The sequence below is a fragment of the Sphingorhabdus lacus genome (genome assembly GCF_009768975.1).
Classification (GTDB): domain Bacteria; phylum Pseudomonadota; class Alphaproteobacteria; order Sphingomonadales; family Sphingomonadaceae; genus Sphingorhabdus_B; species Sphingorhabdus_B lacus.
Window position 1 is genome coordinate 731,542 of record NZ_CP035733.1, and the last position, 16,141, is coordinate 747,682.

16 protein-coding genes are annotated in these 16,141 nt (G+C 54.7%); 9 read left to right on the top strand and 7 right to left on the bottom strand.

What is annotated here, in order from left to right; translation table 11 throughout:
* Positions 1 to 25 precede the first annotated feature (25 nt).
* The 3 genes from EUU25_RS03395 (at position 26) to EUU25_RS03405 (ending at position 4,970) form a co-directional block, all read left to right on the top strand.
* Positions 26 to 1,966: a potassium transporter Kup gene (locus EUU25_RS03395; protein ID WP_158898295.1), complete on the top strand. Its 1,941-nt coding sequence runs from the start codon at positions 26 to 28 to the stop codon at positions 1,964 to 1,966.
* Positions 1,967 to 2,208: 242 nt separating this feature from the next.
* Positions 2,209 to 3,879, top strand: a complete 1,671-nt coding sequence (gene leuA, locus EUU25_RS03400) for a 2-isopropylmalate synthase (RefSeq protein WP_187351290.1) — start codon at positions 2,209 to 2,211, stop codon at positions 3,877 to 3,879.
* Between the two features lie 119 nt (positions 3,880 to 3,998).
* Positions 3,999 to 4,970, top strand: a complete 972-nt coding sequence (locus tag EUU25_RS03405; protein ID WP_158898297.1) for an NAD(P)H-dependent flavin oxidoreductase — start codon at positions 3,999 to 4,001, stop codon at positions 4,968 to 4,970.
* A 72-nt stretch (positions 4,971 to 5,042) separates the two neighbouring features.
* Here the strand turns inward: EUU25_RS03405 and EUU25_RS03410 are convergent, their stop codons facing one another.
* The 5 genes from EUU25_RS03410 to miaA form a co-directional block, all read right to left on the bottom strand.
* Positions 5,043 to 5,672 (bottom strand): YceI family protein, encoded by a 630-nt coding sequence (locus tag EUU25_RS03410; protein WP_158898299.1) that lies wholly within the window; start codon positions 5,670 to 5,672, stop codon positions 5,043 to 5,045.
* 75 nt (positions 5,673 to 5,747) lie between these two features.
* A complete protein-coding gene (gene ilvC, locus EUU25_RS03415) occupies positions 5,748 to 6,767 on the bottom strand; it encodes a ketol-acid reductoisomerase (protein WP_158898301.1) in 1,020 nt (339 codons plus the stop codon).
* A 21-nt stretch (positions 6,768 to 6,788) separates the two neighbouring features.
* Entirely contained in the window at positions 6,789 to 7,304 is a 516-nt protein-coding gene (gene ilvN, locus EUU25_RS03420; protein WP_158898303.1) for an acetolactate synthase small subunit, read from the bottom strand.
* Positions 7,304 to 9,064, bottom strand: a complete 1,761-nt coding sequence (locus EUU25_RS03425; protein WP_158903081.1) for an acetolactate synthase 3 large subunit — start codon at positions 9,062 to 9,064, stop codon at positions 7,304 to 7,306. Before EUU25_RS03425 ends, ilvN begins: the two co-directional genes overlap by 1 nt.
* 114 nt (positions 9,065 to 9,178) lie before the next feature.
* Complete coding sequence (gene miaA / locus EUU25_RS03430) at positions 9,179 to 10,102, bottom strand: tRNA (adenosine(37)-N6)-dimethylallyltransferase MiaA (RefSeq protein ID WP_158898305.1); 924 nt, start codon at positions 10,100 to 10,102, stop codon at positions 9,179 to 9,181.
* Here miaA and serB point away from each other — a divergent pair.
* Both serB and EUU25_RS03440 read left to right on the top strand, forming a co-directional pair.
* Entirely contained in the window at positions 10,095 to 10,985 is an 891-nt protein-coding gene (gene serB, locus EUU25_RS03435; RefSeq protein WP_158898307.1) for a phosphoserine phosphatase SerB, read from the top strand. The two genes, miaA and serB, sit on opposite strands and share 8 nt — an antisense overlap.
* A 71-nt stretch (positions 10,986 to 11,056) precedes the next feature.
* Complete coding sequence (locus EUU25_RS03440; protein ID WP_158898309.1) at positions 11,057 to 11,596, top strand: superoxide dismutase family protein; 540 nt, start codon at positions 11,057 to 11,059, stop codon at positions 11,594 to 11,596.
* A gap of 1 nt (position 11,597) precedes the next feature.
* On the opposite strand, the gene EUU25_RS03445 is transcribed toward EUU25_RS03440, so the two are convergent.
* Together EUU25_RS03445 and EUU25_RS16525 are read right to left on the bottom strand one after the other, a co-directional pair.
* Complete coding sequence (locus tag EUU25_RS03445; RefSeq protein WP_246162885.1) at positions 11,598 to 12,176, bottom strand: murein L,D-transpeptidase catalytic domain family protein; 579 nt, start codon at positions 12,174 to 12,176, stop codon at positions 11,598 to 11,600.
* Positions 12,177 to 12,430: 254 nt separating this feature from the next.
* Entirely contained in the window at positions 12,431 to 12,733 is a 303-nt protein-coding gene (locus EUU25_RS16525) for a hypothetical protein (protein ID WP_246162887.1), read from the bottom strand.
* Here EUU25_RS16525 and EUU25_RS16530 point away from each other — a divergent pair.
* The 4 genes from EUU25_RS16530 (at position 12,702) to EUU25_RS03465 (ending at position 16,060) form a co-directional block, all read left to right on the top strand.
* Positions 12,702 to 13,244, top strand: a complete 543-nt coding sequence (locus EUU25_RS16530; protein WP_281347001.1) for a L,D-transpeptidase family protein — start codon at positions 12,702 to 12,704, stop codon at positions 13,242 to 13,244. The two genes, EUU25_RS16525 and EUU25_RS16530, sit on opposite strands and share 32 nt — an antisense overlap.
* Positions 13,245 to 13,324: 80 nt before the next feature.
* Positions 13,325 to 13,777 (top strand): MerR family transcriptional regulator, encoded by a 453-nt coding sequence (locus tag EUU25_RS03455; protein ID WP_158898311.1) that lies wholly within the window; start codon positions 13,325 to 13,327, stop codon positions 13,775 to 13,777.
* A gap of 51 nt (positions 13,778 to 13,828) precedes the next feature.
* Positions 13,829 to 15,628, top strand: a complete 1,800-nt coding sequence (locus EUU25_RS03460; RefSeq protein WP_158898313.1) for an acyl-CoA dehydrogenase C-terminal domain-containing protein — start codon at positions 13,829 to 13,831, stop codon at positions 15,626 to 15,628.
* A 147-nt stretch (positions 15,629 to 15,775) separates the two neighbouring features.
* A complete protein-coding gene (locus EUU25_RS03465; protein WP_158898315.1) occupies positions 15,776 to 16,060 on the top strand; it encodes a hypothetical protein in 285 nt (94 codons plus the stop codon).
* The last annotated feature ends 81 nt before the right edge of the window (positions 16,061 to 16,141 follow it).

Consider the following 16,141-nt stretch of genomic DNA (forward strand, 5'->3'; position numbering starts at 1 on the left):
TCGGGCCTTGTGTCAGGGGTTTTAAATGGTCGCTTCGCAAGCAGCAGATGATTTTGGTCACAGCGACCAGGACCAGCATCACGGCCACGCCCCTCAGGGGTCGCTTCTTGCCCTTTGTGTCGGAACTATCGGCGTCGTCTTTGGCGACATCGGTACCAGCCCGATATACGCGTTTCGCGAAACCTTTGCCGGGCACCATCCGATCGACCCCGATCCCATGCATATTAAAGGGGTTTTGAGCCTCGTCTTCTGGTCGATGATGATCGTGGTGACGTTTAAATATGTCTTCACCATCATGAAGGCTGACAACAAAGGTGAAGGGGGCAGCCTTGCGTTGCTCGCACTCATTAACCGGCAGACGGCAGGCGCAAAATGGACCGCGCCTATCGTCATGCTCGGCGTCTTTGCCACGGCGTTGTTTTACGGCGATTCCATGATTACGCCTGCTATGTCGATCCTGTCGGCGGCCGAGGGTCTGAAATATGTCAGCACCGGCTTCGATCCGTGGATCGTGCCGATCGCTATAGCAATTATCGCCGCGCTTTTTGCTTTCCAATCGCGCGGGACAGCTAAAGTCGGACAATGGTTTGGTCCGATCATGTTGCTCTATTTTGCGACTTTGTCCGGACTTGGCATCATGCATCTGATCAAGATGCCGCTGATCGTGTTCGATGTTCTGAACCCTCTTAATGCGCTTTATTTCTTCTACGTCGATGGCTTTACAGCCTTTGTAGCGATGGGTACCGTCGTACTGGCAGTTACGGGTGCCGAGGCACTTTACGCAGATATGGGGCATTTCGGACGCCGGCCAATCAAATTTAGCTGGCTTTTCTTCGTACTGCCCGCGCTAATGCTCAACTATATGGGGCAGGGGGCGATGATCCTCACTATGACCCCGGCAGAGGCTCAGGAAGCGATCCGCGATCCTTTCTTCCTTATGGTCCCCGACATGATCAGCACGCCGGTCATCATACTCACCATCCTTGCCGCCATCATTGCCAGCCAAGCTGTGATTTCGGGCGCATTCTCGTTGACGCAGCAGGCTATCCAACTCGGCTTCATGCCGCGCCTGAGTATCCAGCATACCAGTGAGAAAGCTGCGGGGCAGATATATATCCCCGCGATAAACTGGGGCCTTGCGGTCATGGTTCTATTACTCGTGTTGTTCTTCCAGTCATCGTCCAATCTTGCAGCTGCTTATGGTATTGCGGTTACGGGCGCGATGTTCATCGATACCTGCTTGATCGCTGTTGTTCTCGTCACACTCTGGAAATGGCCGAAATGGAAAGCTTTGCCGATCCTTGCGCTATTTTTCATCGTCGACTTTGCCTATTTCGGCGCGAACTTGCTTAAGGTCCCATCGGGTGGCTGGGTGCCGTTGCTGATCGGGCTCGTAATTTTTACCCTTCTGACGACGTGGTCGCGGGGCAGGGCATTGATGCGCGAGCGGATGGCAGAAAGTACCATGCCGATGGAAATCTTTATCAAATCGGCCGCTAACAGTGCGACCCGCGTGCCCGGCACCGCGATCTTCATGGCATCATCTGCCAGTGGGGTTCCATCGGCGTTGCTGCACAATATCAAGCATAACAAGATACTGCACGAGCGAGTCCTCATCTTAACGGTGCAGATTGAAGATATGCCCTTTGTCGATCCGGCGGACCGAGTGTTCTGCAAGGATTTGGGAGAGGGTTTCTTCCGCGTGAAATTACGCTTCGGATTTCTGGAAGAAACCGACGTCCCGGCAACGCTCGACAAAGTGGACTTGTGTGGACCGAAGTTCGAAATGATGCACACCAGTTTCTTCCTGTCACGGCAGACGCTGATTGCTTCGAAAATTCCGGGCATGGCAATATGGCGCGAAAAAGTCTTCGCCTGGATGCTGCGTAACGCCGCAAATGCGATGGAGTTTTTCAAGCTACCGAGCAACCGCGTGGTCGAACTGGGCAGTCAGGTCGAGATTTAAAGGCCATCTCGAGCAAGGAAATAAGTGCCTTTCAAAATTAAGGCTGGACGAATGTTGCGCAATACGTCTATCGACGCAACATAATGTCAAAGACTGCTTCTTGCCTGCTTCTTCTACGACTTACACGCCCTTAGGCGTGTGAATAGTCCGGTCGTGCCCGGAACAACCCGCCTAAGGGTTTACAGCCAGCCCAAGAAACCCCACAGCACGCAGACTTGCGTGTCTTAGCGAAGTTGCAAATCATGATGTTATCCGACCCAAGCCGTAAATACCGACCTTTTCCGCAAGTGAATTTGCCTGACCGCCAGTGGCCCAGCCGAACGATCACGCAAGCACCGCGTTGGCTGTCCACCGATCTACGCGACGGTAATCAGGCGCTTATCGATCCGATGGGCGCGGAAAAGAAACAACGTTTCTTCGACCTTTTGGTTAAGGTCGGCATCAAGGAAATTGAAGTCGGTTTTCCGAGCGCGGGCGCGACCGAATTTGACTTCATTTCCGGCCTCGTGCGGACTGGCCGTGTCCCTGACGATGTCATGGTGCAGGTGCTGACCCAATCGCGTAAAGACCTGATTGATACCAGCTTTGAAAGCCTGCGCGGCGCACGCGCGGCGATTGTACACCTATACAATGCGGTATCGCCTGCCTGGCGGCAAATCGTGTTCAACATGACCATGCCTGAGATCAAACAGATAGCGATTGAAGGAGCAAAACTGCTGCGCGATAATGCGGCCGCACAGCCCGATACCGACTGGCATTTCGAATATAGCCCGGAAACCTTCTCCACTGCTGAGCTGGATTTTAGTTTGGAGGTGTGCAGCGCCGTGATGGACATATTGAAGCCAACGCCTGATCATCCTATCATTTTCAACCTGCCGGCCACTGTCGAAGCCGCAATGCCCAACATTTATGCTGACCAAATCGAATATTTCGGACGGAACATCCCGAACCGCGACAGCGTGATAATCTCACTGCATACACATAATGACCGGGGCACCGGGGTCGCGGCGACGGAGTTGGGTTTACTGGCGGGTGCTGACCGGGTCGAAGGCTGCCTGTTTGGCAATGGTGAACGGACAGGCAACGTCGATTTAGTCACCGTCGCGCTTAATATGTACACCCAAGGGCTGAGCCCCGGTCTCGATTTTTCCGATATCGACGAAGTGATCAAGACCGTCGAATATTGTAACCAATTGCCAGTCCATCCGCGTCACCCTTATGCTGGCGAACTGGTCTTCACTGCTTTTTCAGGTTCGCATCAGGACGCTATCAAAAAGGGCTTCGCCGCTCAGGCGCAGCGCAATGACGAGTTGTGGCAGGTGCCCTATCTACCCATCGACCCAGCAGATCTTGGCCAAAGCTATGAAGCGGTGATCCGCGTGAATTCGCAAAGCGGCAAAGGCGGCGTTGCCTGGGTTCTCGAACAAGACCATGGTCTTAAATTGCCCAAGAAGATGCAGGCCAATTTCTCGTCCACCGTACAGGAGCTTTCTGACAGCACGGGCCGCGAGTTGACCAGCACCGATATCTGGGAATCGTTCGAGAAGCGCTATCACCTGAAAGGAGATGGTCGGTTCCGACTCATTGATTTTCAGGAAAGCCAAAGCCCTAAGCAACAGGACGAACGCATATTCGCGGGCAAAATTCGCATCGACGGCGTGGAGCAAAGTGTCAGTGGCCGTGGAAATGGCCTGATTTCCAGCCTTGCCAACGCACTGGAAAGCGCACTGGGCGGGCAGCTTGATATTATCGACTATAGCGAACACGCCATCGGCCATGGCACAGACGCCCGCGCCGCGGCCTATGTTGAATGCCGGGTAGGTGACGGACCTGTGCTATTCGGGGTTGGCATCAGCCGCGACGTCGCTACGGCCAGCGTCCGGGCGATCTTGAGCGCGGCAAATGGCGCATAACGGTTTCGGTAGCGCAGTTTGACCTTACGTCATGGCGGCCCATGCAGCCGCCATTTGACAGGACCAATTGCCTGTGGCTAACCGATATTTAAATACGCAGTTAAAAGAGGATTCGACCTATGGCCCTTCCACCGATTTTTGACAATCTACGTCTTCCTGTCATCGGCTCACCGCTGTTTATCGTATCGGGGCCGGAACTGGTCATCGCCCAATGCAAGGCAGGTGTGGTCGGGTCCTTTCCTGCTCTCAATGCCCGTCCGGCTAGCCAGCTCGATGAATGGTTGCACCAGATAACCGAAGAATTGGCCTCGCATAATCGCGACAATCCAGACCGTCCTGCTGCACCTTATGCAGTCAACCAAATCGTCCACAAATCAAACAACCGCCTGCAGGAAGATATTGCAACCTGCGCCAAATGGCAGGTGCCGATCACCATCACTTCACTGGGCGCACAGGAAGAATTGAACAAGGCTGTGCACGGTTGGGGCGGTATCGTCCTGCATGACGTTATCAACGACCGTTTCGCACATAAGGCTATTGAAAAGGGAGCTGATGGCCTGATCCCGGTCGCTGCGGGCGCTGGTGGCCATGCTGGCGTAACCTCGCCCTTTGCCCTGATGCGTGAAATCCGCGAATGGTTTGACGGTCCGGTCGCGCTTTCTGGTTCAATTGCACATGGCGCGTCCATTCTGGCAGCCCAAGCCATGGGTGCCGACCTTGCCTACATTGGAAGCGCATTCATCGCCACGAAGGAAGCCAATGCCGTGGATGGATATAAGGACAATATCGTCGAAGCGAAGGCCGCAGACATTGTCTATTCCGACCTGTTCACTGGCGTAAGCGGTAACTATCTACGCCAGTCGATCGAGCGCGCTGGCATGGACCCTAACAATCTGCCCAAAGGCGATATCTCAACCATGAATTTTGGTTCTGGAGGTAACAGCGAAGCCAAGGCGTGGAAGGATATTTGGGGGTCGGGTCAAGGTATTGGCGCGATTAAAGAGGTTCAGACGGCGGGTGAATTTGTCGACCAGCTCGAAAGCGAATATCGCGCGGCAAAAGCGCATTTGGACAAGGTGTATCGGGGATAAGTTCTCCCACACGCGATTGTTATCAAGAGATTAGAGTGGGGGCAGTTCGGAAAGGATCTGCCCCCATTTTTGTTAGGACGTTTTTTCGAAAGCCACCGAAATGTCGAGTGCTACTTCATCCGACACGACCGGAATGCCATAGGACACGCCAAATTCGCTGCGCTTAATGGTTGTCGTGGCATGGAAACCGACGGTGGCCTTCTTGTTGAACGGGTTGTTACCCGCACCAGTGAACGTCGCGTCGAGCACGACCGGTTTCGTAACGCCGTTTAGCGTCAGATTACCGGAGATTTTGGCTTTAGTTCCGCTGGCTTCAACTTTCGTTGATACGAATTTGGCGTCCGCAGGAGCGGGTCCAAAAAAGTCGGCGTTACCGCCATCCTTGCCGGCACGCAGCAAGTGGCCGGTAAGGCCGGCGCTGGCGGTTGTGACTTTCCCGACCGGAATAGTGATGTCTACGCTGGCGGCGTTGGGATTCTTGGGGTCGAGCGTCAAGGTGCCGGTCGAGTCACCAAAGATTCCGAAATAGTCGTTGAAGCCGAAATGGCTAACGCGCCAACCTATTAACGTATGGCCGGGATCGGTTTGGTAGGTGCCCGCAGTTACACGGCTGACATCAGCGACGCCGGGCAACTGCAGTGCGCTTTGGGCCATCAACGGCACCGCCGCCAATAGGGGAAGGGCGAGTAAAAGTTTACGCATGGGGGATGCTCCTGATAAAAAAGGGGAGGCATCAATGTCGATGCCTCCCCTCAAACTGTCAAGCGCTGAAAGCGTTTAGTTTTTCTCTTGGTCGACCAACTTGTTCTTGGCAATCCAGGGCATCATGGCGCGCAATTTCGCACCGGTCGCCTCGATCGGATGCGCAGCCGCCGCTTTGCGCGCCGCTTTCAACTCAGGCTGTCCCGCACGGTTGTCGAGGACGAAATTCTTGACGAAACGGCCCGACTGGATGTCGGCCAAAACGCGCTTCATCTCGGCCTTGGTCTCATCGGTGATGATACGTGGGCCAGTGGTGATGTCGCCATATTCGGCGGTGTTGCTGATAGAATAGCGCATATTGGCGATGCCGCCTTCGTAGAGCAAGTCGACGATGAGCTTCGTTTCATGCAAGCATTCGAAATAGGCCATTTCAGGAGCATAGCCTGCTTCGGTGAGGGTTTCGAACCCGGCCTGGATCAAATGGGTGATGCCGCCGCACAGAACAGCTTGCTCACCAAACAGGTCGGTTTCGCACTCTTCGCGGAAGTTGGTTTCAATAATGCCACTGCGGCCGCCGCCAACGCCGCTGGCATAAGCAAGGGCGATGTCATGGGCATTGCCGCTGGCATTTTGCGCAATGGCGATCAGGCAGGGGACTCCGCCGCCCTTTTGATATTCGCTACGCACTGTGTGGCCGGGGCCTTTGGGAGCGATCATGATGACGTCGACGTCCGCACGCGGTTCAATGAGGCCGAAATGGACGTTTAAACCATGGGCGAAGGCAAGCGCCGCACCAGGCTTCATATTGGCGTGCAAATCGTCCGCATAAATGGCGGCCTGATGCTCGTCGGGAGCAAGGATCATTAAGATGTCTGCCCAAGCAGCCGCATCGGCGTTGGCAAGGACTTTGAAGCCTGCGGACTCAGCCTTCTTCGCAGTCGCCGAACCAGCGCGGAGCGCGATTGCAACGTCGGCTACACCGCTATCGCGCAAGTTCTGCGCATGTGCGTGACCCTGACTGCCGTAGCCGACAATCGCGATCTTTTTGTCCTTGATGAGGCCGAGGTCACAATCGGCGTCGTAATAAACCTTCATGATATTAGCTTTCCCTTGATATTAACTCGCTTCGCTGCCCCGCATCAGGCCAACAATTCCGGTGCGGCCAACCTCGACAAGGCCGACTTCGCGCATCAAAGTGACGAATGTGTCGATCTTGTCCGGTCCGCCGGTAATTTCAAAAATGAAGCTGCTGACCGTCGCGTCGATGACTCGGGCGCGGTAAATATCGGCCAAGCGCATTGCCTCGACGCGCTGGTCCCCAGTACCGTTGACCTTTACCAGCGCCAGTTCGCGTTCGACATGCGGGCCCGCTTCCGTGAGGTCAGTCACTTTGTGCACCGGTACAAGACGCTCGCATTGGGCAATGATCTGGTCGATGACGGGTGGCGGACCTTTGGTTACGATCGTGATCCGGCTTGTCGTATGGTCTTCGCTGATATCGGCCACGGTAAGGCTGTCGATATTATATCCGCGCGAGGTGAACATGCCCGCAATCCGTGCGAGGGTCCCCGCTTCGTTATCAACAGTCAGCGTCAGGACGTGCCGTTCGGAGATTTCTTCTTTGATATGCATCAGACCAGCGCCTTCGCTTCGTCATCCATGGTGCCGGAAACCTGATCCGAATGCAGGATCATTTCTGTATGCGCGGCGCCGGACGGGATCATGGGGAAACAATTTGCGGTCTTGGAAACCCGGCAATCGAACATAACCGGTCCGTCATAGGCTAGCATTTCGGCGATGGCGTCGTCGAGTTCTTCCGGTTTTTCGCAACGGATGCCTTTCCAGCCATAGGCTTCGGCCAAGGCGACGAAATCTGGTAGACTGTCGGAATAGCTTTCGGAATAGCGGCTTTCATAGGTTAGTTCCTGCCACTGGCGGACCATGCCCATCCATTCATTGTTGAGGATGAAGACCTTAACCGGAAGGCGGTACTGTGTTGCGGTGCCCATTTCCTGGATATTCATCTGAATGGACGCTTCACCGGCAATATCGATGACCAATGCGTCGGGATTACCCATTTGAGCGCCAATTGCGGCAGGCAGGCCGTAACCCATGGTGCCAAGGCCGCCGCTGGTCAGCCATTTGTTGGGGTCGTCGAAATGAAAATGCTGCGCCGCCCACATCTGGTGCTGGCCAACTTCTGTAGTGATGATGGGCGCCTTATCCCTGGTTGCGGCAAACAGGCGCTCGACGGCGAACTGCGGCATGATCTCGGCTGTGCTAGCCGGATAATTAAGGCATTCAACCGCACGCCAGCCCTTAATGCGCGACCACCACTCATCCAACGGTTGCGCCTTGTATTTTCGGCCTTTCCATACATCGACCATCTGGCGGATGGCAGTGCCTACGTCGGCGACGATGGGTAAATCCACCCGGATTGTCTTGTTGATCGAACTGCGGTCGATGTCGACATGAACCTTGATGCTGTTCGGCGAAAAGGCGTCCAGACGGCCCGTAACCCGGTCATCGAACCGCGCACCAAGGCAGAGCATGACGTCGCACTGGTTCATCGCCATATTGGCCTCATAGGTCCCGTGCATGCCAAGCATTCCAAGCCAAGCTGATCCCGAGGCGGGGTAGGCCCCAAGACCCATCAATGTTGATGTGACCGGCGCACCGCTAAGCTCGGCCAATTCGCGCAGAGCAGCGCTGGCATCGGGACCGGAATTGATGATGCCGCCACCGGTATATAAAATAGGTGCTTTGGCATTGGCCAGCAACTCAACAGCCTTGTTGATGGCGATATAGTCAGCTTCACCCGCCGGGTGGAACCGCTTGGGCGCGTTGTTGACCACATTCGTCGGTGCGGTCGCGACCTGCACATTTTTCGGGATATCGATGACGACCGGCCCGGGCCGGCCCTTGGTTGCAATGGTGAAGGCTTCGCGAACCGTTGCGGCTAAATCTGCCGGATCTTTAACGAGGTAATTATGCTTGGAACAATGACGGGTGATACCAACCGTGTCCGCTTCCTGAAAAGCGTCGGTACCGATCAGCGTCGTCGCGACCTGACCGGTCAGGACGATCATTGGTATGGAATCGAGAAAAGCATCGGCAATGCCCGTAACGGCATTTGTTGCGCCAGGACCGGAGGTCACAAGGACGACGCCTGGTTTTCCGGTCGACCGCGCATAGCCCTCCGCCGCATGGGCGGCGCCAGCTTCGTGACGGACGAGCACATGTTTGATTTTCTTCTGCTGGAACAACGCGTCATAAATCGGCAGAACCGCACCGCCGGGATAACCGAATACGGTATCGACGCCCTGTTCGATAAGGCAGTCTATCAATATCTCTGCACCGGATTTTTCGGGCACTTTTTTGTCCTGTTCCATTTTGTCGAATTCGCCGCGAAGCGTGGTTTGCGGGCCATGCTGCGCGACAGGGGGTTTGGCAAGAGCGGCGTCGTTAGTTGTTAGAATATACTGTGTCAATCATAATGATTGAAATTATATTACAATATCGTCGATTTTTACGCCATTAATATCGCCATCACATCGCGACCAAGTCGCGGGGGCTTGGTTGCGAAACCAGGTATACTGCCGCTTTGCATATTGACGCGTAGCAATCTTGCCCAATGCAACCGCTTCATCGCGCGCCAGCGAGCCTGCCAACATTGCTGCTATTTCGCGCACCCCAATGGCCCGCATCACAGGTGCATCGGCAGGAAGCTTCCGTTCAAGCAGAGCCGCGACCTCTTCCACAGCGCCGTTTTTGACCATCAAGTCAAATCGCCGGTCGCACCGTTCATAAAGCCAGTCCCTTGGGGGCAGCAATATAATGGGTAGCAAGCTAACATCGCCCCCAATCCCGCCAACCTTGTCACGGCGCCAACTCAGGATACTGCGCCCTGTAGATTCGATTACCTCGAGAGCGCGGGAAATCCGGCTGCTGTCTGTGGGCGCCAAAGCGGCCGCAGCTTCCGGGTCTTTTTTTGTGAGGGCGGCATAGGCGTCGGCCACGGGCAAGTCACGGACGGCCGCGCGCAATTGCGCATCCACTTCCGGTATTGGCGCGATCCCGTCGAGCAAAGTGCGTACATATAGCCCAGTACCGCCCACCAAAACGGGTAGAGCACCAGCGTCATGCGCCTCCGTAATGGCGCGTTTTGCGTCATTGGCCCAGCGTGCGGCCGAGCAGGCAGTGGTGCCATCCAGATATCCGAACAAACGATGCGGAGCCGCTGCCATCTCCCCCGGAGTGGGTTGCGCGCTCAGCACCGGCAAATCGGAGTATACCTGCGCACTATCCGCGTTGATGATGAAAACATCCTGCTTTTTTGCCAAACGCAACGCGAGTGCGGTCTTGCCGCTTGCGGTCGGACCCGCAATAAGCGCGAGCTTCGGTTTGTTTTCAGGATTCGAAATGCCCATCGCCACGTTAATAGCAGCAGATTCGACAGAAAGCGGAGTAATTTCCGAAGCCTGCGACCGATTGGTGTCAGGTGGGTGCGTGACCGGTGACGTCGCTTGGATAGAGCCAGGCAAGGCTGTCGATATACAGTTCCAAGGGCCATTGTTTGACGCCCGTGCTGCATTGAGCCCGCTAGAGGCTGGCTATGATATTGCGGTGCAATCCTCGGACACTCGCCGCAAGATGCTTTTGGTCTCGGACATGGATAGCACTATGATCATGGTGGAATGCATTGATGAACTTGCCGACTATGCCGGAATAAAGCCAGAGATCGCTGCGATTACAGAGCGCGCAATGGCAGGTGAGCTCGACTTTGCACAAGCATTGACCGCCCGGGTTGCATTGCTTGCAGGTTTAAATGAAGGGGTCATTGCCCAATGTCTAGCTGAGCGTGTTCGCACGATGCCTGGTGCGGATATATTGGTGCGCACCATGAACGGGTGGGGCGCGCACGCCGTTTTGGTGTCAGGCGGATTTACGCGTTTTACGGACCCCGTCGCCGAAATACTGGGCTTTTCCGAGGTTCACGCCAATGTGTTGGAAATTCGCGATGGCGCGCTCACGGGCGCTTTGGTCGGTGATATTGTGGACGCAACCACGAAGCGTAATGTTCTGCAATCCGCGGGTACAGTCAAAGGCATCGCATCCGATAATGTATTGGCAGTTGGTGATGGCGCTAATGACATACCCATGATAGTTGCCGCAGTTGAGCAAGGTGGCTTGGGCGTAGGCTTCCATCCGCGACCCTTACTAGCGGCACAGGTAAACTTTGCGGTGCGCCATAATGATTTGACCGCACTGCTCTACGCACAGGGAGTTCCCCGCGCAGAATGGATATATTGACCCCCGAAACAAATTTCGTCTTTAAAGGTTATCTCACCACATAGCGGCCAGCGAATAAACAGGAGTATATCATGCAGAAATTCCTTCCCCTCCTTCTTGTTCCTATCATGGCCGGTTGTGCGGGCATGACTCCTTCGGCGGGAAAGACGGTTTCTGAAGTTATTTCTGCCGATCTGGCACGAGCTGATGGGTCATGGGCCGGTGTTGCGACAATTTCTAAACGAAGCGACGGGATATTTCTGAGTCTTGAGGGACAATCGCTTCAGCCGGGTACTTTCGGAATGCATCTGCATGCCGTTGGTAAATGTGAAGCACCTGATTTCGCGAGTGCTGGCGGCCACTGGAACCCGTCCATGAAGCAGCACGGAGCTGACAATCCGATGGGTGCACATAGCGGTGACCTGCCTAATGTTGTGGCGGGGTCAGACAAGAAGTTGACGTTGGAATATAAGCTGCAGGATATGCAACTCGAAGGTGAAGGCGGGTTTTTGGACAATGATGGCGGTTCAATCATCATCCATGAAAAAGCCGACGACTATAAAACTGATCCCAGCGGAAACAGCGGAAAGCGGATTATCTGCGGCGTTTTCAAATCCGGAAACCGGATCTGAGTCAGACTTTGTCAGCGTAAAGCAATGTGCCCGGCGCTACCCGCTGCAATATCTGAGCGATATCTGACTGGGCGAACGCAAAACAGCCTTGGCTACGGCCAATCTTGCCCTGTTCCTGAATGAGTGTCTGGTTTACATACCACGCGGGGTGAATGACAATCGCGCGCGCCTCGGCCTGATCATTTTGAGGCTCGAGGCCTATCAGGCGGCGGGACTCACCATATTGTCCGATGTAGGTTTCACCCACCGCATACGCACCAGCCGATGTTGCTTCCGAACCATGCGTGTTCGAAAAATTGTGTACCCAGCCGCTATGTGCAGGATCTGATCCTTTGCCATGTGCAACAAGAAATGAGGTCGAATGGCCATTGCGCAAATCGACCAGATAGAAACGTGGGTCGCGCGACGGCTTTGAGAAATCCGCAATCGCTAGAAGGTCGTGGTTGCGGACCCTCGCTTTATGCGTGTCTAGCGCAGCTTTGGCGCGGCTGAGCAATATCGGGGAAGGGGAGTCACCAGATGTGTGACCGGTACCGGCGCGAAAGATGATATCCCCGGCCGTCGACGGCGTGGCAACCATTGCGAGCCCCGCGACTGCCGTATGAAAAAATTGTCTGCGCCCCATCTGTGTCATAACATTCTAGATAATGGCTGATGTAAGTTGCCAAAAGACTTACGCGGAGCGTTTGGGCGCAAATACTAGGCAGTTAAGCGCGATTATTTCCATGTTGCCTTTAGGCTATTGGTAAAATCCTGTCGAAACTACGTTCAATGCTTGCTATATCAGACCGAACCACCGTTGGTGGAAACGAGCTAATTTTCTTCATGGGGCATTTACATGCAGTTCCGCGCGAGTGTTCGCAATTTATCGGCTACCATTTTGCTGTCGATATCAGCACCCCTTTGGGCACAAGCCGCAGCCGGGGCGCCTGTAAACGCGCCAGTTCCCCAGACGCCCACAATCCAAACGCCGCCGGCACCATCTTCACCGGCAATGGTGCCTGGTACAAATCCACCAGCGACAGCGCCACAACCGACAAATCCTGTGTCGGCTGACCAGCCGAAAGCGACGACAGCGCCTGCGGCTCCTGTCGCCCCGAAGGTCGTGAAGAAAAAGGGGCCGACGGATTCTCTCAAGCCTGGCCAATATGTGTGGGACAAACAATCAGCTTATGAAGGGCCGATGAAAATCGTAGCCGTGCTGGATATTCAAAGAATTTATATCTTCCAGAATGACAAGTTGATTGGTTTTAGCACTATTTCAGCCGGTAAAAAGGGCAAGGAAACACCGACCGGATATTTCAATATCCTGCAGAAGAATATCGACCACAAGTCTAACCTCTACAGCAACGCGCCAATGCCGTATATGCAGCGCCTGACATGGGACGGCATTGCGCTACACGGCGGGCATATTCCCGGTTATCCCGCTTCGCATGGTTGCATCCGCTTGCCGCATGAATTTGCCAAGCTCCTTTTCGGTGTTACGCAGATGAACCAGGAAGTGGTGGTTTTGAAAGACACGGCTACACCAGCGAAGCGTCCAGAACCCAAGCCTGAACCCGTCATTGATCCTGTAACTCCGGTTCCGGCGTCGGTACAGCCGGTGATTACCCCAGCACCCGCCCCACCGACACCGATTAAAACATAAAAGCCTCGGTAGAATCCCGGTTGACGTTTACGCTAACGTAAAGTAGTTACGTTAGTGCAACGAAGAGGGAAAGCGTCGCCATGGATAAATTCACACATGATGAAAGGCGCGCGGACGCCACCATCGATACGCCGGATGCGTTCAATCGCGATTCCTTCACAATATCCGATTTGTCGACGGAATTTGATGTAACCGCGCGGGCATTGCGTTTTTATGAAGACCAAGGCTTGATCTCGCCGGAACGAATGGGCCTTGCGCGCATTTATTCGAAAAGAGACCGTGCCCGCTTGGCCTGGATATTGCGGGCCAAGCGCGTCGGTTTCAGCTTGGCCGAAATCCGTGAGATGATCGATCTCTATGATTTGAACGACGGCCGCAATATCCAGCGGCGCGTAACTATCGAAAAGTGCCGCGATCGCATCAATTTGCTGAAGGCCCAACGTGACGATATCGAAAGCGCGATCAAAGAATTGACGGATTTCGTCGCCATGGTCGAAAATGTCGAAGCTGCCGAGAATAAAAGCGCCGCCTGACCCCGTTGTCTAAATGCCCCCATCCTGACCCGAATTCAAAGAGGAAGTTCCATGCCTAGCTATAAAGCTCCAGTCCGCGACACGCAGTTCATAATCAACGAAGTGCTCGGGATTGAACGTTTCGCAAATCTGCCCGGTTTTGAAAATGCCAGTGCCGATATGATTGAGGCCATCCTGAATGAAGGTGCGAAATTCGTCGAAGGCGTCCTTTTCCCTCTCAACCAGGTTGGCGATGCACAGGGATGTACAAGGCACGCCGACGGCAGCGTGACAACGCCCGAAGGCTTTAAGGACGCCTACGACCAATATTGCGCGGCGGGTTGGGGCACATTGTCTGCTCCCGCCGAATTTGGCGGGCAGGGAATGCCGCATATCGTGTCGATGGCCTTCGAAGAATATATGGCAAGCTCCAACATGGCATTTGCGATGTACCCCGGCCTTACCCACGGTGCCGTATCGGCAATATTGGTGAAGGGCAGCGAAGAGCAGAAGGCGAAATATGCACCCAATCTGATTTCAGGCAAATGGGGCGGCACCATGAACCTGACAGAGCCGCATTGCGGAACCGACCTTGGCCTTATCCGCACCAAAGCCGTTCCCAATGGCGATGGCAGTTATGCCATCACCGGTATGAAGATCTTCATTTCGTCTGGTGAGCATGACCTGACCGAGAACATCATCCATCTCGTTTTGGCCAAAACGCCGGATGCACCCGACAATGTGAAGGGTATATCGCTATTCATCGTCCCCAAATTCCTAGTAAACGACGATGGCTCGATTGGTGCACGCAATTCGCTTTCGTGCGGTTCAATTGAACACAAAATGGGTATCCATGGCAATTCCACCTGCGTGATGAACTATGATGGCGCAACGGGTTATCTCGTCGGTGATGAGAACAAGGGTCTTGCCGCGATGTTCATCATGATGAACATCGCGCGGCTAGGCGTTGGTCAACAGGGTCTGGGCATCGCAGAGGTCGCTTACCAGAATGCCGTGCATTATGCGCACGACCGTCGCCAGGGCCGCGCCCTTACCGGACCAAAAGACCTCGATCAAAAAGCGGACACCTTGTTCGTACACCCCGACGTCCGCAGGATGCTAATGGATTCAAAGGCATTCACCGAAGGTATGCGCGCTCTATGTCTGTGGGGCGCTTTGCAAGCGGATCTGTTGCACTATGCGCAGACCGAAGAAGAGCGGCAGATGGCCGATGATCTTCTGTCTTTGTTGACTCCGGTCATCAAAGGTTATGGCACAGACAAGGGCTATGATGTCGCGACAAACGCCCAGCAGGTTTACGGTGGCCATGGCTATATTGGCGAATGGGGCATGGAACAATATGTCCGCGATGCCCGCATCGCGATGATCTACGAAGGCACTAACGGGGTGCAGGCCATGGATCTGGTTGGCCGCAAGCTTGCCCAGAACGGCGGCCGTGCCGTGCAGGCATTTTTCAAGGTAGTTGACGAGGAGTGCGCCTCGGCGAAGGTTGGACCACTGGCAGATCTCGCTAATCGTTTGGAAAAATCGAACGGCGAATTGAAGGCTGCGACAATGTGGTTTATGCAAAACGGCATGGCAAATCCCGACAATGTCGGCGCAGGCGCACATCACTATATGCATATCATGGGCATCGTGGCGCTTGGCTTGCAGTGGCTGCGTATGGCTGAAGCTGCGCAAGCTGCACTGGATAAAGGTACTGACAATGCAGCGTTCTATCAGACCAAATTGGTCACAGCACGCTATTTTGCCGAACGCTTCATGCCCGATTGCGGTGCACTGCGGCGCAAGATTGAAGCCGGATCCGAGGCCATCATGGCGCTTGAACCGGAAATGTTCGCCGTAGCGTAGAGATAAAGTGCGCGAGGTGTGCGACGGATGAGAGTGCGTTTTCGGACAACCTCTCGTCCGTCTCTCATGGACGCAATCCGGTGGCGGTTACCGGCAAAATAGCGGACGCTGAATGCAGACAGGGGGTTGGCTTTAAAGGAGCAACCAATGTCACATTCACATAAATGGGTCATGACCGCCCTGCTCGGCGCAGTGGGTACGGTCTCTTTACACGGCGCGGCTTTCGCGCAACCGGCACCAGCGCCCGAAGGGTCGGTGCCGCCCCCCACAATAGATTCAAACGAAGACGGCAAGGCCGATGCCTGGGATCGGGACGGCAATGGTGTTCCCGACGCATGGGATGTTAACGGCGATGGAAAGCCTGACAAATTCGACAATGATGGGGATGGTAAGCCGGATGAGAAATCCGAAAAACCAATGACTCCTAAATAGGAGCGCTGAACGGTCGCAAGCAGCGCCCGATAATGGGGCATGCAAAACTGTGCCGGGGCAAATACATGCCCCGGCATATTT

What these genes read in the sequence shown, in the direction of transcription:
- EUU25_RS03465 (WP_158898315.1), top strand. Translation starts at nt 15,776, where the DNA reads ATGTCACATTCACATAAATGGGTCATGACCGCCCTGCTCGGCGCAGTG.
- miaA (WP_158898305.1), bottom strand. Translation starts at nt 10,102, where the DNA reads ATGGGCATTTCGAATCCTGAAAACAAACCGAAGCTCGCGCTTATTGCG.
- EUU25_RS03440 (WP_158898309.1), top strand. Translation starts at nt 11,057, where the DNA reads ATGCAGAAATTCCTTCCCCTCCTTCTTGTTCCTATCATGGCCGGTTGT.
- EUU25_RS03410 (WP_158898299.1), bottom strand. Translation starts at nt 5,672, where the DNA reads ATGCGTAAACTTTTACTCGCCCTTCCCCTATTGGCGGCGGTGCCGTTG.
- serB (WP_158898307.1), top strand. Translation starts at nt 10,095, where the DNA reads ATGCCCATCGCCACGTTAATAGCAGCAGATTCGACAGAAAGCGGAGTA.
- EUU25_RS03460 (WP_158898313.1), top strand. Translation starts at nt 13,829, where the DNA reads ATGCCTAGCTATAAAGCTCCAGTCCGCGACACGCAGTTCATAATCAAC.
- ilvC (WP_158898301.1), bottom strand. Translation starts at nt 6,767, where the DNA reads ATGAAGGTTTATTACGACGCCGATTGTGACCTCGGCCTCATCAAGGAC.
- leuA (WP_187351290.1), top strand. Translation starts at nt 2,209, where the DNA reads ATGATGTTATCCGACCCAAGCCGTAAATACCGACCTTTTCCGCAAGTG.
- EUU25_RS03425 (WP_158903081.1), bottom strand. Translation starts at nt 9,064, where the DNA reads ATGGAACAGGACAAAAAAGTGCCCGAAAAATCCGGTGCAGAGATATTG.
- EUU25_RS03395 (WP_158898295.1), top strand. Translation starts at nt 26, where the DNA reads ATGGTCGCTTCGCAAGCAGCAGATGATTTTGGTCACAGCGACCAGGAC.
- ilvN (WP_158898303.1), bottom strand. Translation starts at nt 7,304, where the DNA reads ATGCATATCAAAGAAGAAATCTCCGAACGGCACGTCCTGACGCTGACT.
- EUU25_RS03445 (WP_246162885.1), bottom strand. Translation starts at nt 12,176, where the DNA reads ATGGTTGCCACGCCGTCGACGGCCGGGGATATCATCTTTCGCGCCGGT.
- EUU25_RS03455 (WP_158898311.1), top strand. Translation starts at nt 13,325, where the DNA reads ATGGATAAATTCACACATGATGAAAGGCGCGCGGACGCCACCATCGAT.
- EUU25_RS03405 (WP_158898297.1), top strand. Translation starts at nt 3,999, where the DNA reads ATGGCCCTTCCACCGATTTTTGACAATCTACGTCTTCCTGTCATCGGC.